This window comes from Micromonospora sp. NPDC047134, assembly GCF_040643455.1.
GTDB lineage: Bacteria > Actinomycetota > Actinomycetes > Mycobacteriales > Micromonosporaceae > Micromonospora.
In genome coordinates this window covers 229,222-250,945 of record NZ_JBEYUI010000003.1, presented here as the reverse complement: position 1 = coordinate 250,945, position 21,724 = coordinate 229,222, and the positions used below count along the sequence as shown (strand labels likewise).

Below are 21,724 nucleotides of genomic sequence, written 5' to 3'. Positions count from 1 at the left end.
AGGTGGCCGCGTCGTTCCGCAATGCGGCCGGTCAGCCGAATAGCCGAGTCGTACCGTCTTTCCGGCTGACTGTCTGCTGCCGGGAGGACCGGCCGGGGATCCCGTCGGGCGACCGCGCTCATCAATTCGGTCGATCCTTAAATAAAGATTAGTTGACCAGTTCCCCCGTGGTGGCGTTGCGGGGTGGCGCGGGTGATCGAGGGCCGCTAACGTCCCCGCCCGTACATTCCCATACCTCACTGGGGAGACCAGTTGATGATCTTCCGTGCCCGCCGCGCCGCGAGTCTCGCCGCGGCCGCACTGCTCGCCGCTGGTGCTGTCTCCGCTTTCGGTGTGCCGGCCCACGCGGCCGGTACCGAGACGGACCTGGCGGTCACCGCCGCCGGCACCCGGATGACCGAGGGCGTCGAGGGCAAGTACGGCTGGATCAAGATCGCAAATCAGGGCGAGGGCACCCCGGGCAAGGTGCTCGTCAAGGTCGATGTGTCCAAGATGGACGACGAGAAGATGATGCTGGTTCCGCTCTCCTTTGGTGAGTGCGAGGTCATCGGCGAGTCGAAGCCCGAACTGTTCACCTGCGAGCTGGCCAAGGAAGAGATTCCCGGTCCGGGTGAGACCTCCGAGGTGTCGATCGTTCTGTTCAAGATGGACGAGAAGGTCACCGGGCCGCTGACCGCGCCGGTGACGATCAGCATCGAGTCCGATGACGACACCGATGACAGCAACAACAGCATCGACGTCGATGTCGAGTTGACCCCGGAGAGCGGCGTCGACCTCGGTGTGTTCGTGCCGGATGTGAAGGCCCGCATCGACCTCGACAGTGGCAAGGAGAAGGGTCCGCTGCGGCCCGGGGACACCGCCCTGGTCTACGGCGAGGTCATGAACCAGGGTGACCGGGTCGCCGAGGGCATCAAGCTGACCTTCCAGTTGCCGAAGGGTGCGAAGTTCGAGCCGATCGATGGCTGCGAGATCGGCGACGACGGGCGCACCGCGATCTGCCAGGACAAGAACTTCCTGCTTGAACCGAACTTGATTATCTGGTTCGACCTGCTGATCACGGTGGATGGGGACCTTGAGGCGCCGATCACCCTGAAGGGCGGCTCGCTGGAGGCCACCGCGTTCGGTGCTCTGCCGGTCGACTCCCCGGCGATCCACCGGAAGGCCGCCAAGCCGGCCTTCGCCAAGGCCAAGGTGCGGCAGGCCGAGGAGTCCGACTTCGCCGACCTGGACCCCTCCGACAACACCGACGACTTCGCGGTGATCCTCGCCGCGCCGAACGGTGGCGGCGGCGGTGGCCTGCCGGTCACCGGTGTGCAGGCCGGTCTGATCGGTGGCGTCGGTGCGGCCGTGGTGGTCGCCGGTGCCGTGCTGTTCCTGCTGGCCCGCCGTCGCCGGGTGGTCCTGGTGACCCCGGGTGACGAGAAGACGACCGCCTGAGGTTCGTCCTCTATCGGCCCGTACGGGCCGTTCACATAACGCAAGGCAGTCAGGGCGAGATGGGTGACCATCTCGCCCTGACTGTGTCCGCAGGACGGTCGGCCGGGCCGACCGGGCGGCTGCGGGGTGGCGAAGATCGCCCCGGGGCAGGCGACCCTGCCCGCGATCCGGCACCGGTCGGGCTGGCAGAGTGGAGGGGTGAGTCGTACCCCGCAGGGCCAGCGAGCCAGCCTGGACAAGCAGCCGCACGAGGTCGCCGCGATGTTCGACGGCGTGGCGGCCCGCTATGACCTGACCAACACCGTCCTCTCCTTCGGGCAGGACCGGTTCTGGCGGCGGGCCACCCGGTCCGCGCTGGAACTGCGCCCCGGTGACCGGGTGCTGGACGTGGGCGCGGGTACGGGGGTGTCCACGGAGGAGCTGGCCCACTCCGGGGCGTACGCCGTCGGCGCCGACCTGTCGCTCGGCATGCTGTACGCCGGCAAGCGCACCCGACCCCAGGTGCCGCTGCTGGCCGGAGACGCGCTGCGGCTGCCGTTCGCCGACGCCAGTTTCGATGCGGTGACGATCTCCTTCGCGCTGCGCAACGTCAACGACACCGATGCCGCGCTGCGCGAACTGGCGCGGGTGACCCGGCCGGGTGGCCGGCTGGTGGTCTGCGAGTTCAGCACCCCGGTCAACCCGGCCTTCCGTACGGTCTACCTGTCGTACCTGATGCGTTCGTTGCCCGCGGTGGCCCGGACGGTCTCCAGCAATCCGGACGCGTACGTCTACCTGGCCGAGTCGATCCGGGCCTGGCCGGATCAGGCGGCTCTGGCGGCCCGGGTGCAGGCGGCCGGCTGGGGTCGGGTGGCCTGGCGCAACCTGACCGGGGGTGTGGTGGCCCTGCACCGGGCGATCCGCCAGTAATTGCCCATATTCGGGAGAATGTGGTTGGTTTACGGCATATCCTGTCGGGCATGACCGATCCGAGGGATGCGGCCGACGGCGATGCCGCCGAACTGGTCGCCCAACTGCGGGATCTGGCTGGTGCGGATCCGGCGGACGTGCGTCAGGTGGTGTCCGAGGTGCTGGCGGCCCTGGATCGGGCCGCCGGGGGTGCCCTGCGTGAGCATCTGCCGGAGACCATCCGGGCCGGTCTTGATGCGGCCGGCCCGGCGCGGCTGGCCCCCGGGGCGAAGGGCTAGGTCGGCCTGGTCGAACCGGTCGAATCGACGAAAAGGCATGGCACGCAGCCGTGACGGACTCGTTTCCACCAGGTTAGGTTGCCCTAACAACGCGAGCATACGGCCACGGTCATAGACTCGTCTCGGCAGGCTTGTGAAGCATTTCACGAGCGCGCGGGGAGGAGGCGCAAATGACCGCGGTGGAGAACGACGCCGACGTGATCGTCGTGGGCGCCGGTCCCGGTGGTTCGGCGACCGCGTATCACCTGGCTCGGCACGGCGTACGCGTGCTGCTGCTGGAGAAGACCGAGTTCCCTCGGGAGAAGGTCTGCGGTGACGGGCTGACCCCCCGCGCGGTGCGCCAACTGATCCGCATGGGTGTGGACACCTCGCCCGAGGCCGGCTGGCTGCACAACCGGGGCCTGCGGGTGATCGGTGGCGGCGTCCGGCTGGAACTGGACTGGCCGGATCTGGCCAGCTTCCCGAACTACGGCCTGGTGCGCACCCGCCTGGACTTCGACGACCTGCTCGCCAAGCGGGCGGTCTCCGCCGGTGCCGACCTGCGTACCAGTGTCAATGTCATCGGTCCGGTGCTCGACGGCAACGGCCGGGTGATCGGCGTCGAGGCCGAGACCGGCCCGGACAAGGCCCCGGCCACCTTCCACGCGCCCCTGGTGGTCGCCGCCGACGGAGTCTCCGGCCGGTTCCCCCTGGCCCTGGGACTGGCCAAGCGGGAGGACCGCCCGATCGGGGTGGCCGTTCGCCGCTACTACCGCTCCGAGGTCCGGCACGACGACGACTACCTGGAGTCGTGGCTGGAACTGCGGGCCAAGGGCACCGGGGAGCTGCTGCCCGGGTACGGCTGGATCTTCGGCCTGGGTGACGGCCGGGTCAACGTCGGGCTGGGCATCCTGAACTCCTCCTCGGCCTTCGGCAAGACCAACTACCGGCGGCTGCTCACCGACTGGCTGGCCAACACTCCGCCGGAGTGGGGGATGACCGACGAGGCCAACGCCGAAGGGCCGACCCTCGGCGCGGCGCTGCCGATGGGCTTCAACCGGGTGCCGCACTACACCCGCGGTGTCATGCTGGTAGGGGACTCCGGCGGCATGGTCAACCCCTTCAACGGCGAAGGCATCGCGTACGCGATGGAGTCCGGCGAACTGGCCGCGGAGGTCGCCGCCCAGGCCCTCGCCCGGCCGGCCGGTGTCGAGCGGGAGCGGGCCCTGATGGCGTACCCGCAGGAGCTCAAGACGCGCTTCGGCGGCTACTACCGGCTGGGCGGGATCTTCGTGAAGCTGATCGGCCGGCCCGAGATCATGCGGGTGGCGACGAAGCACGGAATGCCGCACCCGACGTTGATGCGCTTCGTGCTCAAGCTGCTGGCCAACCTCACCGACCCCCGTGGCGGTGACGCGATGGACCGGGTGATCAATGCGATGACTCGGGTTGCGCCGGCGGTATAGGGCGCGAGGCCACCCCGCCGAAGGTCGTCGGGTGGGTTGTGAATAGTGTGAATTTTGCCAACGAACGAGGGCAGGGAAGGACGAGCAGGAGAAGAATATGTCGCTCTCGCCTTACGTACCCATCATCGGGCTGTTCGCCCTTGCCGCGGCCTTCGCGCTGTTCTCGATAGCCGCCACCCGGTTCACCGGGCCCCGCCGCTACAACAAGGCCAAGCTCGAAGCCTACGAGTGTGGGATCGAGCCCAGCCCGCAGCCGGTCGGCGGTAGCCGATTCCCGGTCAAGTTCTATCTGACGGCGATGCTTTTCATCGTCTTCGACGTGGAAATGATCTTCCTTTACCCGTGGGCGGTCTCGTTCGACGCCCTACCGGTGTTCGGGCTCGTGGCCATGTTCGTGTTCATCGGTGCGGTCTTCGTCGCCTACGCCTACGAGTGGCGTCGCGGCGGCCTGGACTGGGACTGAGGGAGGAACCCAGATGGGTATCGAGGAGAAACTTCCCGCCGGTGTCCTGCTCACCTCGGTGGAGAAGCTGGTCAACTGGTCGCGCAAGTCCTCGGTCTGGGGCGCCACGTTCGGCCTGGCCTGCTGCGCGATCGAGATGATGGCCGCCGGTGGGCCCCACTACGACATGGGCCGCTGGGGCATGGAGGTCTTCCGGGCCTCGCCCCGACAGGCCGACCTGATGATCGTCGCGGGCCGGGTCAGCCAGAAGATGGCCCCGGTGCTGCGCCAGATCTACGACCAGATGGCCGAGCCCCGCTGGGTGCTCTCCATGGGCGTCTGCGCCAGCAGCGGCGGCATGTTCAACAACTACGCCATCGTGCAGGGCGTCGACCACGTCGTACCGGTCGACATGTACCTGCCCGGCTGCCCGCCCCGGCCGGAGATGCTCATCGACGCGATCCTCAAGCTGCGCGAGAAGATCGGCCACGAGCCGCTCGGGGCTAACGGACGCAAGATGCTGGCCGCCCGTGAGGCACGCGGTGACGTGCCGGTGGTGCCGTACGGCTCGATGCCGTCGTCGTACCGCAGCGACAAGGCCCGGCGGGCCGAGTGGACGAAGGCCGTCCGCGAGGGCCGCGAGGAGCAGCTGCGGATCGAGAACTGGATGAAGGCCCAGAACCACCTCCAGCCGTACCGGGGGATCAAGTGACTGACTCCAAGCCGAGCACCGGCGGCGTACCGGTTCCGGTGACGCCGGCCGGGGCCACCAGTGGTGCTCCCGCCGAGCTTCCTCCGGCCGCACCGGCCGGGCGGGGCATGTTCGGCAACCAGGGCACCGGCGACGTCTCCGGGTTCGGTGGTCTGGTCCGCCCGCACCGCCCGATCGAGAGCTCACCCCGGCCGTACGGTGGCTACTTCGACGAGGTGCACGACGCCCTGGAGGAGGCCTACCCGGCCTTCGGCGAGGCGATCGAGCAGGTCGTGGTCGACCGTGGCGAGCTGACCCTGCACATCCGGCCGGAGCGCATCGCCGAGGTCTGCCAGGTGCTGCGGGACGACCCGGCGCTGCGCTTCGAGCTGTGCTCCTCGGTCTCCGGGGTGGACTACCTCGGTGCCGACGCCCGGCGGCTGCACGTGGTCTACCTGCTGACCTCGATGACCTACCGGCGACGGGTCCGGCTGGAGGTCGCGGTCTCCGCCGAGGAGCCGCACCTGCCGAGTGTCACCGCCGTCTACCCGACGGCCGACTGGCAGGAGCGGGAGGCGTACGACATGTTCGGCGTCATCTTCGACGGTCACCCGGCGCTGACCCGGATCCTCATGCCGGACGACTGGGAGGGTCACCCGCAGCGTAAGGACTACCCCCTCGGCGGCGTGCCCGTGGAGTACAAGGGCGCCGAGATTCCGCCGCCCGACAAGCGGAGGTCGTACCAATGAGTGCGTCGAACTACGCCACCGAGCGCGAGACCACCGAGGGTCGCGTCTTCAACGTCACCGGCGGGGACTGGGACGACGTGGTCTCGGGGGTCGACCCGATCAACGAGGGTCGGATCGTCGTCAACATGGGCCCGCAGCACCCCTCCACCCACGGGGTGCTCCGACTGGTCCTGGAGCTGGAGGGCGAGACGGTCCGCGAGGCCCGCTCGGTCGTCGGCTACCTGCACACCGGCATCGAGAAGAACCTGGAGTACCGCAACTGGGTCCAGGGTTCGACCTTCGTGACCCGGATGGACTACCTCTCGCCGATCTTCAACGAGACGGCGTACTCCCTGGCGGTGGAGAAGCTGCTCGGCATCACCGACGAGGTGACCGAGCGGGCCAACACCATCCGGGTGCTCATGATGGAGCTGAACCGGATCTCCTCGCACCTGGTCTGGGTGGCCACCACGGCCATGGAGCTGGGCGCGATCAACATGATGCTCTACGGCTTCCGGGACCGTGAGTACGTCCTGGAGATCTTCGAGCTGATCACCGGTCTGCGGATGAACCACGCGTACGTCCGGCCGGGCGGTGTCGCCCAGGACGTGCCGGACGAGGCGATCGTCAAGATCCGCGAGTTCCTCAAGCTCCTGCCCAAGCGGCTCAAGGAGTACGAGGACCTGCTCTCCGGCCAGCCGATCTGGTTGGAGCGGACCCGCAACATCGCCGTGCTCGACGTCACCGGCTGTGTGGCCCTCGGCGTCACCGGCCCGGTGCTGCGCTCCGCGGGCCTGGCCTGGGACCTGCGCAAGACGATGCCGTACTGCGGCTACGAGAACTACGAGTTCGACGTGCCGACCCACACCGACGGCGATGTCTGGGGCCGCTACCTGGTCCGGATGGCCGAGATGCGGGAGTCCCTCAAGATCATTGAGCAGGCGGTCGACCGGCTCAAGCCCGGCCCGGTGATGGTGGCCGACAAGAAGATCGCCTGGCCGGCCCAGCTGGCCATCGGGGTCGACGGCATGGGCAACTCCCTGGAGCACGTCGCCAAGATCATGGGGCAGTCGATGGAGTCCCTGATCCACCACTTCAAGCTGGTGACGGAGGGCTTCCGGGTGCCGCCGGGCCAGGTGTACGTGGCCGTCGAGTCGCCTCGCGGTGAGCTGGGCGTGCACGCGGTCTCCGACGGTGGTACCCGGCCGTACCGGGTGCACTACCGGGAACCCAGCTTCGTCAACCTCCAGGCCCTGCCGGCGATGGCCGAGGGCGGCCTGATCGCCGACGTGATCGCCGGCGGCGCTTCGCTGGACCCCGTGATGGGAGGTTGTGACCGGTGACTACGGTCTTCACCGACGAGACCCGGGCCCGGGCACGGGAGATCATCGCCCGTTACCCGGCCGACCGGTCGCGCTCGGCCCTGTTGCCCCTGCTGCACCTGGTGCAGTCCGAGGAGGGCTACGTCTCTCCGGCCGGTGTGGCGTTCTGCGCCGAGGTCCTCGGCCTGAACAAGGCCCAGGTCGGCGCGGTCGCCAGCTTCTACACCATGTACAAGCGCCGGCCCACCGGCGACTACCTGGTCAGCGTCTGCACGAACACCATGTGCAACGTGCTGGGTGGCCAGGAGGTCTACGACACCCTCGCCGAGCACCTCGGCGTCGGGCACGACGAGACCACCGAAGACGGCAAGATCACCCTGGAGCACGCCGAGTGCCTGGCGGCCTGTGACTACGGCCCGGTCATGACGGTCAACTACGACTTCTTCGACGGAGTCGACCCGCAGGCCGCGGTGGGCCTGGTCGACGAGCTGCGGGCCGGTGGCCGGCCCACCCCGAGCCGGGGGGCCCGCCTCTGCACCCTCAAGGAGATGTCGATCCAGCTCGCCGGGTTCGCCGACGAGCGCGAGGGCGCGGTCGCCGACGGCGTGCCGGGCGAGCCCTCCCTGCGGGGCCTGCTGCTGGCCCAGCAGCACGGCGTCTCGGCTCCGGGCTTCGACCCGAACACCCCGATCCGCAGCGGCAAGGCCGAGGAGAAGCCGGCCCCGGCCACCCCGGCCAAGGCGGCACCGACCGGCAGCACCGCCCCGGACGTGGCGGCGCCGGACCGCAAGTCGCCGCAGGTGCGTACCGCCGAGACCCGCCAGCCGGACGGGAAGACCGCCGTGCCGGACGCCCCCGGCACCAAGGTCCCGACCGACGGTGCGGCGCCCACGTCGCCTGACGCCCAGGCGGCGGAGGCGGCCGGAGTAGCGGCCAACAAGCCGGCCGCCGACGCCAAGCCCGCCGGCGACGACGCCGAGGCGCAGGAGCGCAACCTCAGCGAAGCGGAGTCCGCCATTGGCGACGCCGCGAACGACAAGGGGGCTCAGAAGTGACCACGCCTCGGCCCGAGACCCTGGCCAAGCTGACGCCGGTGCTGACCAAGCGCTGGCTGTCGCCGGACGCCTGGCAAATCGGCACCTACGAGAAGCTCGACGGGTACGCGGCGCTGCGCAAGGCGCTGAAGGCCCACCCGGACGACCTGATCCAGCTGGTGAAGGACTCCGGCCTGCGGGGCCGGGGTGGCGCCGGCTTCCCGACCGGCCTCAAGTGGGGCTTCATCCCGCAGGGTGACGGCAAGCCGCACTACCTCGTGGTGAACGCCGACGAGGGCGAGCCGGGCACCTGCAAGGACCTGCCGCTGATGACCCACGACCCGCACTCGCTGGTCGAGGGCGTGATCATCGCCTCGTACGCGATCCGGGCCAACCGCGCCTACATCTACATCCGGGGCGAGGCGGTGCACGCCGCGCGTCGGCTGCGCAACGCCGTGCAGGAGGCCAAGGCCAAGGGCTACCTGGGCAGGAACATCCTGGGCAGCGGCTTCGACCTCGAACTGGTGGTGCACTCCGGCGCCGGGGCGTACATCTGCGGCGAGGAGACCGCCCTGCTGGACTCCCTGGAGGGCTTCCGGGGGCAGCCCCGACTGCGTCCGCCGTTCCCGGCCACCCACGGCCTGTACGCCAGCCCCACCGTGGTCAACAACGTCGGCACCATCGCCAGCGTGCCGTACATCGTCCTCGGTGGCGCGGACTGGTGGAAGTCCATGGGTACGGAGAAGTCCGCCGGCCCGATGATCTACTCCCTCTCCGGCCGGATCGCCAACCCCGGCCAGTACGAGTGCGGCCTCGGCATCACCCTGCGCGAGCTGATCGAGCTGGCCGGCGGGATGCAGCCGGGGCACAACCTGAAGTTCTGGACCCCGGGTGGCTCCTCGACTCCGCTGCTCACCGCGGAGCACCTGGATGTGCCGATGGACTTCGAGGGGGTAGCCGCGGCCGGCTCGATCCTCGGCACCACGGCCACCCAGATCTTCTCCGACCAGGACTGCCCGGTCTACGCGACCTACCGGTGGCTGGAGTTCTACCACCACGAGTCGTGCGGCAAGTGCACCCCCTGCCGGGAGGGCAACTACTGGATGGTGCGGGTCTACCGGCGCATCCTGGCCGGTCAGGGCACCCACGACGACCTGGACACCCTGCTCGACACCTGCGACAACATCCTCGGTCGTTCGTTCTGTGGCCTGGGTGACGGCGCCACGAGTTCGGTGACCTCCTCCCTGAAGTACTTCAAGCAGGACTACCTCGACTACATCGAGGGCCGGACTGCGCCGAAGTTGTCCGACAAGCAGTTGGTGGGAGCCCACTAATGACGGACGTAGCGAAGTCGACCGAGACGGTCACCCTCACCATCGACGGTGTCGAGGTCACCGCCCCCAAGGGGGCGCTGCTGATCCGGGTGGCCGAGCAGATCGGCACCGAGATCCCCCGGTTCTGCGACCACCCGCTGCTGGCCCCGGCCGGTGCCTGCCGGCAGTGCCTGGTGGAGGTGGAGGGGCAGCGCAAGCCCGTCGCCTCCTGCACCCAGACGGTGGCCGAGGGCATGGTGGTCCGTACCCAGCTCACCTCTCCGGTCGCCAAGAAGGCGCAGGAGGGGATCATGGAGCTGCTGCTGGTGAACCACCCCCTCGACTGCCCGATGTGCGACAAGGGCGGCGAGTGCCCGCTGCAGAACCAGGCCATGTCGACCGGGCGTACGGACTCCCGGTTCCACGAGCACAAGCGGGAGTACCCCAAGCCCCTGCCGATCAGCACCCAGGTGCTGCTCGACCGGGAGCGGTGCGTGCTCTGCCAGCGCTGCACCCGGTTCTCCGAGGAGATCGCGGGCGACAAGTTCATCGACCTGATGAACCGCTCCTCCGCCGAGGAGATCAACATCTACCGGGACGAGGCGTACGGCGAGGAGGGCGACGAGGGGGACGTTCCGTTCAACTCGTACTTCTCCGGCAACACCGTGCAGATCTGCCCGGTCGGCGCCCTGACCGGCACCCAGTACCGGTTCCGCGCCCGCCCCTTCGACCTGGTCTCCACCCCCAGCGTCTGCGAGCACTGCTCGGCCGGCTGCGCCCAGCGCACCGACTGGCGTCGGGGCAAGGTGCTGCGCCGGCTGGCCGGCGACGACCCGCAGGTCAACGAGGAGTGGAACTGCGACAAGGGCCGCTGGGGCTTCCAGTACGCCCGCGCCGCCGACCGGCTCACCACCCCCCTGGTCCGCGACCAGAGCACCGGTGAGCTGCGGGAGGCCTCCTGGAGCGAGGCCCTTCAGGTCGCCGCCGAGGGCCTGCGGGCCGCCCGGGACGGCGGCCAGGGGACCGGGGTGCTCACCGGTGGCCGGCTGACCGTCGAGGACGCCTACGCGTACGCGAAGTTCGCCCGGGTCGCGCTGAACACCAACGACATCGACTTCCGGGCCCGGCCGGTCTCCCGCGAGGAGGCCGACTTCCTGGCCAGCACGGTCGCCGGCAGCACCGAGGTCACCTACGCCGACGTCGAGAAGGCCCCGGCGGTGGTGCTGGTCGGCCTGGAGCCGGAGGAGGAGTGCCCGATCCTCTTCCTGCGCCTGCGCAAGGCGTACCTGAAGAACAAGCTCAAGGTGTACGCGATCGCCCCCTTCGCCACCCGCGGCCTGGAGAAGCTCGGGGCCAAGCTGGCCCGGGTGGTGCCGGGCGAGGAGGCCGGGGTGCTCGCCGAGCACGCCACGGTCGCCGAGGCGCTCAGCGCCGAGGGTGCGATCCTGATCGTCGGCGAGCGCCTGGCCACCGTGCCGGGTGGGCTCTCCGCCGCCGCCGAGGTCGCCGCGCGTACCGGTGCGAAGCTGGCCTGGGTGCCGCGGCGCGCCGGTGACCGGGGTGCGGTCGACACCGGTTGTCTGCCGAATCTGCTGCCCGGTGGGCGTCTGGTCACCGAGCCGACCGCCCGTGCCGAGCTGGGTGAGGCCTGGGACATCCCGGCCGGGGTGATCCCGAGCCAGGCCGGTAGGGACACCGACGGCATCCTCGCCGCCGCTGCCGCCGGTCAGCTCGGTGCGCTCGTGGTGGCCGGGGTCGACCCGGCCGACCTGGCCGACCCCCGGCTGGCCGAGCAGGCCCTGGAGGCGGTGCCCTTCCTGGTCAGCCTGGAGCTGCGGGCCACTGCGGTGACCCGCCGGGCGGATGTCGTCCTGCCGGTCGCCGCGGTGGCCGAGAAGGCCGGCAGCTTCCTGGACTGGGAGGGCCGACTGCGTCCCTTCGAGGCCGTGCTGACCACCGCCGCGATGACGGACGGCCGGGTGCTCGACGCGCTGGCCGCGCAACTGGACGTGCGGCTGGGCACCGGGGACGTGCTGAGCGTCCGTCGCGAGCTGGGCGGACTGCCGGTGACCCGGATGACCCGGCCGGCGGCTCCTGCGGTCGCGGCCAGTCCGGTGCCGCAGCCGGGTGCCGGCGAAGCGGTCCTGTCGACCTGGCACCAGCTGATCGACCTGGGCAGCCTCACCGACGGTGACGAGTACCTGGGTGGCACCGCCCGTCCGCCGGTGGTCCGGCTGGGCAAGGGCACCGCGGAAACCCTCGGTGTCGCCGACGGCGACCCGGTGACGGTGGGCACCGACCGGGGGGCGCTGACCCTCCCGGCGGCGATCACCGAGATGCCGGACGGCGTGGTCTGGCTGCCCACCAACTCGCCCGGCGCGACCGTGCGACGCAGCCTGGGCGCGACCTCCGGCGCGGTGGTGCGGATCTCCGCCCCCGGCACGACCGGGTCGGTGGCCGCCGACGCGGCCGGCCGTCCGGGCCCGCTTCTCAACTCCTCCGGGGGTGTCGCATGAACCCGCTAGCTCAGGCCCCGTCGCTGACGGACTTCGGCCACGACCCGTGGTGGCTGATCCTCGGCAAGGTGCTCTTCGCCTTCGTCGTCGCTCTGCTCGGCACCCTGCTCGGTGTCTGGTTCGAGCGGCGGGTCGTGGGGCGGATGGCGGTCCGGCCGGGCCCGAACCAGCTGGGCCCCTTCGGTCTGCTCCAGACCCTCGCCGACGGCCTGAAGATGGCCTTCAAGGAGGACATCCTCCCGAAGGCGGCGGACAAGGTCATCTACTTCTTCGCCCCGGCCATCTCGATGATCTGCGCGGTCACCATGCTGGCGGTGATCCCGTTCGGCCCGATGGTGAGCATCTTCGGCCACCAGACCCCGTTGCAGGTCACGGACGTGTCGGTGTCGGTGCTGGTGGTGCTGGCCCTGTCCTCGATGGCGGTGTACGGCATCGTGCTGGCCGGTTGGGCCTCCGGCTCGACCTACCCGCTGCTCGGTGGTCTGCGCTCGACCGCCCAGCTGATCTCGTACGAGGTGTCGCTGGGTCTGTCCATCGTGGCGGTGTTCATGCTCGCCGGCACGATGTCCACCAGCGAGATCGTGGCCGCCCAGGGCCAGGGTGTGACCCTGAACCTGTTCGGCGCGGAGCTTCCCGGCCCGGGCTGGTACGCGCTGCTGCTCTTCCCGAGCTTCGTGGTCTTCTTCATCTCCATCGTCGGTGAGACCAACCGGCCGCCCTTCGACATGCCCGAGGCGGAGTCGGAGCTGGTGGCGGGCTTCATGACGGAGTACAGCTCGCTGAAGTTCGCCCTGATCATGCTCAGCGAGTACGTCGCGATGGTCGCCATGTCGGCGTTCACCGTGACCCTCTTCCTCGGCGGCTGGTACGCGCCGTGGCCGATCAGCATCTGGTCGGGCGCCAACTCCGGCTGGTGGCCGATGCTCTGGTTCTTCGCCAAGGTCATCCTGCTGGTCTTCGTCTTCGTCTGGCTGCGCGGCACCCTGCCCCGGCTGCGCTACGACCAGCTCATGCGCCTGGGCTGGAAGGTGCTCATCCCGGTCAGCCTGGTCTGGATCGTCTTCCTGGCGACCTGGCTCAAGGTGCAGGACTGGGAGCGCAACGACCGGCTGGTGGTGTTCGGCGTACTCGGTGGTCTCGGACTGATCGCCGCGCTGTTCTGGCCCAACCGTAAGCCGGAGCAGAAGCCGAGCCTGGCCGAGCAGATCGAGAACCGGCCGCAGGGCAGCTTCCCGCTGCCCCCGCTGGACCTTCAGGTACCACCGAGCCCGCGTACCCGGCGCATGGTCGCCGAGCGGGAGCCGGCCAACGCCCCCGCCGGCCAGGACTCTGAGGAGGTGTGACGTGGCGATCACCGGAATGTTCAAGGGCTTCGGGGTCACCTTCTCGCACATGTTCAAGAAGGTCGTCACCACGGACTACCCGTTCACCCCGCCGACCCCGGCGCCCCGCTACCACGGGCGGCACATTCTCAACCGTCACCCGGACGGTCTGGAGAAGTGCATCGGGTGTGAGCTGTGTGCCTGGGCCTGCCCGGCGGACGCGATCTACGTCGAGGGTGGCGACAACACCGACGAGCAGCGGTTCTCGCCGGGCGAGCGGTACGCCAGCGTCTACCAGATCAACTACGCGCGGTGCATCTTCTGCGGACTGTGTATCGAGGCCTGCCCGACTCGCTCGTTGACCATGAGCAACGAGTACGAGCTGGCCCGGGACAACCGGCAGGATCTGATCTTCACCAAGGAGCAGCTGCTCGCGCCCCTGCTGGAAGGGATGGAGCAGCCGCCGCACCCGATGCGCCTCGGTGACAGCGAGAAGGACTACTACGTCGGGAGCCTGACCAACCCGGGCACCTCGGCCGGGGCCGAGCGCTCGCCGATGGGGCCGGGCCGCTACCAGGTGGACGAGCACCCGGGGGTCACCTTCCCCGGTGCCGAGCAGGCCGCCCAGCGGGCTGCGGCGGAAAAGGGAGAGACGGCATGACCACGTCGACGGTGCTCGCCGCCGCGGGGGCGGTCTCCGGCGGGGAGGCGGTGACCTTCTGGATCCTCGCCCCGCTGGCGCTGGCCGGCGCGATCGGCATGATCGCGGCGCGTAACGCGGTGCACTCGGCGCTCTGGCTGGTGCTGACCATGCTCAGCCTGGGCGTGTTCTACGTGCTCCAGGCGGGGCCCTTCATCGGCATGGTGCAGATCATCGTCTACACCGGCGCGATCATGATGCTCTTCCTGTTCGTCCTGATGCTCGTCGGCCGGGACGCCTCCGACTCGCTGATCGAGGTGCTGCGCGGGCAGCGGATCGCCGCGATCGGGCTCGGGGTGGGCTTCGCCGGCCTGCTCGGCAGCGGTGTCTACCGGGCCACCCAGGACACCGTCCCGGTCGGCCTGGAGCAGGCCAACGCGGGCGGCAACGTGCAGGGCATCGCCCGGTTGCTCTTCACCGACTACGTCTTCGCGTTCGAGCTGACCGCGGCGCTGCTGATCACCGCCACCATCGGCGGCATGATCCTGGCGCACGTCGAGCGGCGCAAGGAGGACCGGCGCGACCAGGTGGCCACCATGAAGGCCCGCTTCGTGCCCGGCAACTACCCCGGCCCGAAGCCCGGCCCGGGTGTCTTCGCCACCTCCTCCTCGGTCGCCACCCCGGCCCGCCTGCCGGACGGCCGGTTGAGCGACCGGAGCACGCCGGACATCCTCCCGGTGCGCGAGCTGACCGCCGAGGAGACCACCCTGAAGGGCACTGAGAAATGAGTGACTTCTTCTCGGTCGAGCCGAACTACTACCTCGTCCTCGCCGCGGTGCTGTTCACCATCGGCGCGGCCGGGGTGCTGATCCGGCGCAACGCGATCGTGCTGTTCATGTGTGTCGAGCTGATGCTCAACGCGGCCAACCTGGCGTTGGTCACCTTCAGCCGGATGAACGGTGACCTCAACGGCCAGATCATGGCGTTCTTCGTGATGGTGGTGGCGGCGGCCGAGGTCGTGGTCGGGTTGGCCATCATCATGGCGATCTTCCGCACCCGGCGCTCCGCCAGCGTCGACGACGCCAACCTGCTGAAGTACTAGAGGGGCCCACCGGTGGACGAAATTCTGACGTACGCCCAGGCTGCTCCGGCCGAGACGGTCTCGTACGCGACGGCCGACGGCCTGCTGAGCAGCGTCTGGCTGCTGGTGGCGATCCCGCTGATCAGCGCGACGGTGCTGCTGCTGCTCGGACGGCGGGCCGACCGTTGGGGGCACTGGCTCGGCGTCGCCTCCGTCGGCGCGGCGTTCGTGCTCGGGTTGACCTACTTCCTCGGCCTGCGGGGCCTGGAGAACAAGTCGGTTCAACTGAGCCTGTGGGACTTCATCGCGGTCGGTGGCCTGCACGTCGACTTCGGCCTGCTGTTCGACCCGCTGGCCGGGGTCTTCGTCCTGCTGATCACCGGGGTGGGTTTCCTGATCCACCTGTACGCGGTCGAGTACATGGCGCACGACCCGGGTCGTCGGCGGTTCTTCGCCTACTTCAACCTGTTCGTCGCGGCCATGCTGCTGCTGGTCCTCGGCAACAACTACGTGATGCTGTACTTCGGCTGGGAGGGCGTCGGTCTGGCGTCGTACCTGCTGATCAGCTTCTGGAACACCAAGCCGGCCGCGGCCACCGCCGGTAAGAAGGCCTTCCTGATGAACCGGGTCGGCGACGCCGGTCTGGCCATCGCGATCTTCATCATGTTCGCCACCCTGGGCACCACCCAGTACGACGAGGTCTTCAACGGCGTCGGCGCACTGGCCGGCGGTACCGTGCTGGTGCTCGGCCTGCTGCTGCTGCTCGGTGCGGCCGGTAAGTCCGGTCAGTTCCCGCTCCAGGCCTGGTTGCCGGACGCCATGGAGGGCCCGACCCCGGTGTCGGCGCTCATCCACGCCGCGACGATGGTCACCGCGGGTGTCTACCTGATCGCCCGGTCCAACATCATCTTCTCGGCGAACACCACCCTGCAACTGGTGGTGGTGAGCGTCGGCGCGCTGACCCTGGTGATGGGCGCGATCATCGGCTGCGCCAAGGACGACATCAAGCGGGTGCTGGCCTGGTCGACCGTCAGCCAGATCGGCTACATGTTCCTCGGTGTCGGCCTGGGCGGCGCGGCGTACGGGCTGGCCATCGTGCACCTGCTGGCGCACGGCTTCTTCAAGGCCAACATGTTCCTCGGCGCCGGTTCGGTCATGCACGGTATGAAGGACCAGGTCGACATCCGCCGCTTCGGTGGCCTCTCCAAGTACATGAAGATCACTTGGTTGACCTTCGGTGCGGGCTGGCTGGCCATCATCGGCATGATCCCGTTCTCCGGGTACTTCTCCAAGGAGCCGATCATCGCCGCCGCCTTCGAGCGGGAGGGGTGGACGGCCTGGCTGTTCGGTGGGGCCGCGGTGTTCGGTGCCGCGCTGACCGCCTTCTACATGACCCGGTTGTTCATCCTGACCTTCCACGGGCCGAAGCGGTGGACCACGGACATCGAGCACCCGCACGAGTCCCCGCCGCTGATGACCATCCCGCTGATCCTGCTCGGCATCGGCTCCCTCGGCGCCGGTTGGCTGCTGGCCACCTCGGTGCCGGACTGGCTGACCGCCACGGCCGGTCTGGGTGCGACCGAGGCGCACCACGACGCAGTGCTGCCGCACTGGGCGATCGTGGCGCTGTCGCTGGGTGTCACCGCGCTCGGTGCGCTGCTGGCCTGGGTCATGTTCCGTGGCGGTACGGCGATCGAGCCGCAGCCGGCCGGGGTGCTGGTCACCGCCGCCCGCAAGAACCTCTACACCGACACGGTCAACGAGGCGGTCTTCGAGAAGCCGGGCATCTTCCTCACCCGGGCGCTGGTCTACCTGGACAACCGGGGCATCGACGGACTGGTCAACGGTCTCGCCGCCGGTGTCGGCGGTGGCTCCAGCCGCCTGCGGCGGATGCAGACCGGCTTCGTCCGGTCGTACGCCACCTCGATCCTGACCGGCGCGCTGCTGGTGGTGGCCGCCTTCCTGGCCGTGCAGGCGGGGTGGTTCGCGTGATCCACCTTCCGGGGTCGGGGAACCGCGCGGCTTTCCCGACACTCTCCCAGGCGGCCGTCACCGGCGGACCGCGCTTCGACGACGGAGGTAAGGCCGCATAATGTCCGACTTCCCGTTCCTCTCGGTGCTCACCGTGGCGCCGCTGGTCGGCGCAGTGGTGGTCGCCCTCCTGCCGCGCAGTCGGCCGACGCTGGCCAAGCAGGTCGCGCTCGGCTGGTCTCTGCTGGTACTCGCCCTGTCCGTGGTCATGTGGGTGACCTGGCAGGTCGACGGCGAGCGCTTCCAGTTCCACGAGTCGTACCCGTGGATCCCCAACTGGGGGGTCAACTTCACCTTCGCCGCCGACGGCATCGCGCTTGTCATGCTGATGCTGATCGCGGTGCTGGTGCCCCTGGTGATCCTGGCCTCCTGGCACGACGCGGAGTCCTCGAAGCGCTCGGTGCCGGCCTACTTCGCACTGCTGCTGGTCCTCGAATGCACGATGCTCGGTGTCTTCGCCGCCGCCGACATCTTCCTGTTCTACGTGTTCTTCGAGGTCATGCTGGTGCCGATGTACTTCCTGATCGGCAGCTACGGCGGCCACCAGCGGCAGTACGCGGCGGTCAAGTTCTTCCTCTACTCCCTGGTCGGCGGTCTGTTCATGCTGGCCGCGGTGATCGGCCTGTGGGTGGTCGGCGGCAAGACCTTCGACTGGGTGGCGCTGTCCCAGGTGGACATCTCCACCGGGGCGGAGCGCTGGCTGTTCCTCGGGTTCTTCATCGCCTTTGCGATCAAGGCGCCGTTCTTCCCGTTCCACACCTGGCTGCCGGACGCCGGTGGCGCGGCGCCGGCCGGAGCCGCCGCCCTGCTCGTCGGGGTGCTGGACAAGGTGGGCACCTTCGGCATCCTGCGCTACTGCCTGCCGCTGTTCCCGGACGCGGCGCAGTGGTTCGCGCCCTGGGCGCTGGCCATCGCGGTGATCGGCATCATCTACGCCGCCCTGCTGGCGGTGGGGCAGAACGACCTGAAGCGGCTGGTGGCGTACACCTCGATCGCCCACTTCGGGTTCATCGGGGTCGGCATCTTCGCCTTCACCACCCAGGCCGGTACGGGTGCGGTGCTCTACATGGTCAACCACGGCCTCGCCACCGGGCTGCTGTTCCTGGTGGTCGGCATGCTGGTCACCCGTCGGGGTTCGGCGCTGATCAGCGACTTCGGCGGTGCCGGCAAGTTGGTGCCGGTGCTGGCCGGCGTGCTCTTCTTCGCCGGTCTGGCCTCCCTGGCCCTGCCCGGTACCGCGCCGTTCGTCTCCGAGTTCCTGGTGCTGATCGGCACCTTCACGGTTAACAAGCCGGTCGCGGTGATCGCCACCCTGGGCATCATCCTGGCCGCCGCGTACGTGCTCTGGATGGTGCAGCGCACCACGCAGGGCACCCTCAACCCGGAGCTCACCAAGATCGACGGGATGAAGCGGGACCTGAACCTCCGCGAGAAGTTCGTGGTCGCGCCGCTGATCGCCCTGATCGTGCTGCTCGGCTTCTACCCCAAGCCGGTCACGGACGTGATCAACCCCGCCATCCAGGCGACCATGGAGGATGTCGGCCGCACCGACCCGGCTCCGACGGCAGAGACCGTGCAGGAGGCCGCCCGGTGAGTGCGCGCAGTGAGCTTGCTGGTCCGGTGAGCGCGGGGAACGCAGCGCAGCGGATTACCGCAGTCGCGAACGAAAGGTTTGGTCTGGTGAGCGCGAGGAGTGAGCTTGCGAGCCCCGCAGTCACGAACGGAGGGTGGGTTCAGTGAACGAGTTTGAACTGCCGCCGATCGACTACGCGGCACTCGCGCCGATCCTGATCATGATGGGCGCGGCGGTGGTCGGGGTGCTGGTCGAGGCGTTCGCGCCTCGCCGCCTGCGGCACCCCATCCAGCTGCCGCTGGCGCTGCTGGCGGTGCTCGCCGCCCTGACCATGGTGGTGTTCAACGCCGACAAGCGGCTGATCACCATCGGGGTGATCGCCATCGACGGGCCCACCCTGTTCCTCCAGGGCGGGATCCTGGTCCTGTCGGCGGTGGCGTTGCTGCTGATCGGTGAGCGGGCCATCGAGCGGGGTGGCGCGTTCGTCGCCCAGGCCGCCATCACCGCCGACTCCCCGGACGACCGGCGGCAGATGGAGCGCGCCGGCGGCGCCGGCGAGGTCTACCCCCTGGTCACCTTCGCGGTCGGTGGCATGTTGGTCTTCGTCTCGGCGAACGACCTGCTGACCATGTTCATCGCCCTCGAGGTCTTCTCGCTGCCGCTGTACCTGCTCTGTGCGCTGGCGCGTCGTCGGCGGATCCTGAGCCAGGAAGCCGCGATGAAGTACTTCCTGCTCGGCGCGTACGCCTCGGCCTTCTTCCTGTTCGGCCTGGCCCTGCTCTACGGGTTCACCGCCGGGCTGGGCGACCGCCCGGCCGGGGTCGACTTCGCCACCCTGCACGCGGCGGTGGCCAACTCGACGCAGAGCCCGGTGCTGCTGTTCGCCGGTATGGCCCTGGTGGCGATCGGTCTGCTGTTCAAGGCCGCCGCGGCCCCCTTCCACGTCTGGACCCCGGACGTGTACCAGGGTGCGCCTACCCCGGTGACCGGTTTCATGGCCGCCTGCACGAAGGTGGCCGCCTTCGGTGCCCTGCTGCGGGTGTTCCATGTCGCCTTCGAGGGTGCCCGCTGGGACTTCACCCCGGTGCTCGGTGTGGTGGCGGTGCTCACCATGCTGGTCGGCGCGGTGTTCGCGGTGACCCAGACCGACATCAAGCGGCTGCTGGCGTACTCCTCCATCGCCAACGCCGGGTACCTGCTGGTCGGTGTGCTGGCTCCGGGCGCGGACGGGCTCTCCGGCACGATGTTCTACCTCGTCGCGTACGGCTTCGCGGTGCTGGCGGCCTTCGCGGTGGTGACCCTGGTGCGGGACGCCGACGGCGAGGCCACCCACCTGTCCCGCTGGGCGGGGCTGGGTCGGCGTTCCCCGCTGTACGCGGCCGTGTTCACCTTCATCCTGCTGGCCTTCGCCGGTATCCCGCTGACCAGCGGGTTCACCAGCAAGTTCGCGGTCTTCGGGCCGGCCCTGGAGGGCGGGCAGGTCTGGTTGGTGATCGCGGGTGTGCTGACCAGCATGGTGCTGGCCTTCCCGTACCTGCGGGTCGTGGTGATGATGTGGCTGTCCGAGCCGGGTGAGTCGACCCCCACGGTCACCGTGCCCGGTGGGCTGACCTCGGCGGCCCTGGTGATCGGTGTGCTCGCCACCCTGGTCCTCGGCGTGGCACCGGCACCACTGCTGGACCTGGCCTCCAACGCGGCTGAGTTCGTGCGGTAGCGGTAGACCCTGCTGACGAGGGCCGGCCCACGACTGTGGGCCGGCCCTCGCCGTGTATCCCCGGTCCGGTGCAGGTAGAGGCCGTGTGGCATGGTGGAGTCGTGGGGATTAGCGGTGGCGAGCGTTCGGATGGCACCGGCTCCGGTGGCCGCCGGAACCGACTTGGCGCAGGTCAGTTCGGCGCGCTCGGCCTTCATCTCGCTGACTCTCGCACGGAGGAGTCCGTGCTGGGTCTGCTGGAGGCGGTCGAGGCGGAACTGCGCGACACGGTCGCCAGTGCCGACCCGTTCGTGACCGAGGCCGCCCGGCACCTGGCGGATGCCGGTGGGAAGCGGTTCCGGCCCCTGCTGGTGGCCCTGGGCGCGCAGTTCGGTGACCCGAGCCGGCCGGAGATCGTGTCGGCCGCCGTGGTGGTGGAGCTGACCCACCTGGCCACGCTGTACCACGACGACGTGATGGACGAGGCCCCGGTGCGCCGGGGCGCCCCGAGCGCCAACTCGCGCTGGACCAACTCGGTGGCCATTCTGGTCGGCGACTACCTCTTCGCGCGGGCTGCGGACGTCGCGGCCGAGTTGGGCCCCGAGGCGGTACGCCTACAGGCCCGCACCTTCGCCCGGCTGGTGCACGGCCAGATCGCCGAGACCGTCGGGCCGCGGGCCGGTGACGATCCGGTCTCCCACTACCTGCACGTGATCGCGGAGAAGACCGGCTCGTTGATCGCCACCAGTGCGCACTTCGGCGGCCTGTTCGGGGGTGCCTCGCCCGAGCATGTCACCGCACTGGCCGGCTATGGCGAGACCATCGGGGCGGCCTTCCAGCTCTCCGACGACCTGCTGGACATCGCCAGCGAGTCCACCGAGTCAGGCAAGACCCCCGGCACCGACCTGCGGGAGGGGGTGCCCACCCTGCCGGTGCTCTACGCCCTGGCTGCGGACGACACCGACGCCGCCTCGGTGCGGCTGCGGGAGATCCTGGCCACCGGGCCGCTGACCGACGATGCCCTGCACGCCGAGGCCCTCGGTCTGCTGCGGGAGTCCGCGGCGCTCAAGCGGGCCCGGGAGACCGTCCGCAGCTACGCCGAGGACGCCCGCGCCCAACTGGCCCCCCTGCCGCAGATCCCCGCCCGGCGGGCCCTGGAATCCCTCTGCGACCACATCGCCGACCGCACCAGCTGACCATCCCCCCACCCTCTGGTTGATCATGAGGTTGACGGCAGTAGTTGATCTTCAACCCACCGCCAACCTCATG

The 21,724-nt window shown here is 69.4% G+C and carries 19 protein-coding genes; all 19 read left to right on the top strand.

What is annotated here, in order from left to right; genetic code table 11:
- The first annotated feature begins 255 nt into the window (after window positions 1-255).
- The 19 genes from ABZ795_RS06330 (at window position 256) to ABZ795_RS06240 (ending at window position 21,651) form a co-directional block, all read left to right on the top strand.
- Window positions 256-1,437 carry a hypothetical protein gene (locus ABZ795_RS06330; RefSeq protein WP_357529380.1) on the top strand — a complete coding sequence of 394 codons (1,182 nt, stop codon included), beginning with the start codon at window positions 256-258 and terminating at the stop codon, window positions 1,435-1,437.
- Window positions 1,438-1,635: 198 nt separating this feature from the next.
- Window positions 1,636-2,346 carry a demethylmenaquinone methyltransferase gene (locus ABZ795_RS06325; protein ID WP_357529377.1) on the top strand — a complete coding sequence of 237 codons (711 nt, stop codon included), beginning with the start codon at window positions 1,636-1,638 and terminating at the stop codon, window positions 2,344-2,346.
- Window positions 2,347-2,396: 50 nt separating this feature from the next.
- Entirely contained in the window at window positions 2,397-2,624 is a 228-nt protein-coding gene (locus ABZ795_RS06320) for a hypothetical protein (protein WP_357529375.1), read from the top strand.
- Window positions 2,625-2,794: 170 nt separating this feature from the next.
- Window positions 2,795-4,069: a geranylgeranyl reductase family protein gene (locus tag ABZ795_RS06315; protein WP_357529373.1), complete on the top strand. Its 1,275-nt coding sequence runs from the start codon at window positions 2,795-2,797 to the stop codon at window positions 4,067-4,069.
- Window positions 4,070-4,166: 97 nt separating this feature from the next.
- A complete protein-coding gene (locus tag ABZ795_RS06310) occupies window positions 4,167-4,532 on the top strand; it encodes an NADH-quinone oxidoreductase subunit A (RefSeq protein WP_327023230.1) in 366 nt (121 codons plus the stop codon).
- Between the two features lie 13 nt (window positions 4,533-4,545).
- Window positions 4,546-5,223, top strand: coding sequence for an NADH-quinone oxidoreductase subunit B (locus tag ABZ795_RS06305; protein ID WP_013731019.1), 678 nt, complete (start codon window positions 4,546-4,548; stop codon window positions 5,221-5,223).
- Complete coding sequence (locus ABZ795_RS06300) at window positions 5,220-5,951, top strand: NADH-quinone oxidoreductase subunit C (protein WP_327023229.1); 732 nt, start codon at window positions 5,220-5,222, stop codon at window positions 5,949-5,951. The genes ABZ795_RS06305 and ABZ795_RS06300 overlap by 4 nt, the downstream gene beginning before the upstream one ends.
- On the top strand, window positions 5,948-7,273 hold the full coding sequence (locus ABZ795_RS06295; protein WP_357529371.1) for an NADH-quinone oxidoreductase subunit D: 1,326 nt from the start codon (window positions 5,948-5,950) through the stop codon (window positions 7,271-7,273). The genes ABZ795_RS06300 and ABZ795_RS06295 overlap by 4 nt, the downstream gene beginning before the upstream one ends.
- Entirely contained in the window at window positions 7,270-8,307 is a 1,038-nt protein-coding gene (gene nuoE / locus ABZ795_RS06290; protein WP_357529369.1) for an NADH-quinone oxidoreductase subunit NuoE, read from the top strand. The genes ABZ795_RS06295 and nuoE overlap by 4 nt, the downstream gene beginning before the upstream one ends.
- Window positions 8,304-9,620 carry an NADH-quinone oxidoreductase subunit NuoF gene (gene nuoF / locus ABZ795_RS06285; protein WP_357529368.1) on the top strand — a complete coding sequence of 439 codons (1,317 nt, stop codon included), beginning with the start codon at window positions 8,304-8,306 and terminating at the stop codon, window positions 9,618-9,620. The genes nuoE and nuoF overlap by 4 nt, the downstream gene beginning before the upstream one ends.
- Window positions 9,620-12,115: an NADH-quinone oxidoreductase subunit G gene (locus tag ABZ795_RS06280; RefSeq protein ID WP_357529366.1), complete on the top strand. Its 2,496-nt coding sequence runs from the start codon at window positions 9,620-9,622 to the stop codon at window positions 12,113-12,115. Before nuoF ends, ABZ795_RS06280 begins: the two co-directional genes overlap by 1 nt.
- Window positions 12,112-13,458: an NADH-quinone oxidoreductase subunit NuoH gene (gene nuoH / locus ABZ795_RS06275; protein WP_327023224.1), complete on the top strand. Its 1,347-nt coding sequence runs from the start codon at window positions 12,112-12,114 to the stop codon at window positions 13,456-13,458. Before ABZ795_RS06280 ends, nuoH begins: the two co-directional genes overlap by 4 nt.
- A 16-nt stretch (window positions 13,459-13,474) precedes the next feature.
- The gene (gene nuoI / locus ABZ795_RS06270; protein ID WP_327027315.1) at window positions 13,475-14,098 is read left to right on the top strand and encodes an NADH-quinone oxidoreductase subunit NuoI; all 624 of its coding nucleotides are present in this window, start codon (window positions 13,475-13,477) and stop codon (window positions 14,096-14,098) included.
- On the top strand, window positions 14,095-14,865 hold the full coding sequence (locus tag ABZ795_RS06265) for an NADH-quinone oxidoreductase subunit J (protein WP_357529363.1): 771 nt from the start codon (window positions 14,095-14,097) through the stop codon (window positions 14,863-14,865). The genes nuoI and ABZ795_RS06265 overlap by 4 nt, the downstream gene beginning before the upstream one ends.
- Entirely contained in the window at window positions 14,862-15,179 is a 318-nt protein-coding gene (nuoK, locus tag ABZ795_RS06260; protein WP_131307288.1) for an NADH-quinone oxidoreductase subunit NuoK, read from the top strand. The genes ABZ795_RS06265 and nuoK overlap by 4 nt, the downstream gene beginning before the upstream one ends.
- A 12-nt stretch (window positions 15,180-15,191) precedes the next feature.
- Window positions 15,192-17,150 (top strand): NADH-quinone oxidoreductase subunit L, encoded by a 1,959-nt coding sequence (gene nuoL, locus ABZ795_RS06255; protein WP_327023222.1) that lies wholly within the window; start codon window positions 15,192-15,194, stop codon window positions 17,148-17,150.
- Between the two features lie 100 nt (window positions 17,151-17,250).
- Complete coding sequence (locus ABZ795_RS06250) at window positions 17,251-18,783, top strand: NADH-quinone oxidoreductase subunit M (RefSeq protein ID WP_357529361.1); 1,533 nt, start codon at window positions 17,251-17,253, stop codon at window positions 18,781-18,783.
- Window positions 18,784-18,925: 142 nt separating this feature from the next.
- The gene (gene nuoN / locus ABZ795_RS06245; RefSeq protein ID WP_357529358.1) at window positions 18,926-20,476 is read left to right on the top strand and encodes an NADH-quinone oxidoreductase subunit NuoN; all 1,551 of its coding nucleotides are present in this window, start codon (window positions 18,926-18,928) and stop codon (window positions 20,474-20,476) included.
- Between the two features lie 107 nt (window positions 20,477-20,583).
- Complete coding sequence (locus ABZ795_RS06240; protein ID WP_357529677.1) at window positions 20,584-21,651, top strand: polyprenyl synthetase family protein; 1,068 nt, start codon at window positions 20,584-20,586, stop codon at window positions 21,649-21,651.
- The last annotated feature ends 73 nt before the right edge of the window (window positions 21,652-21,724 follow it).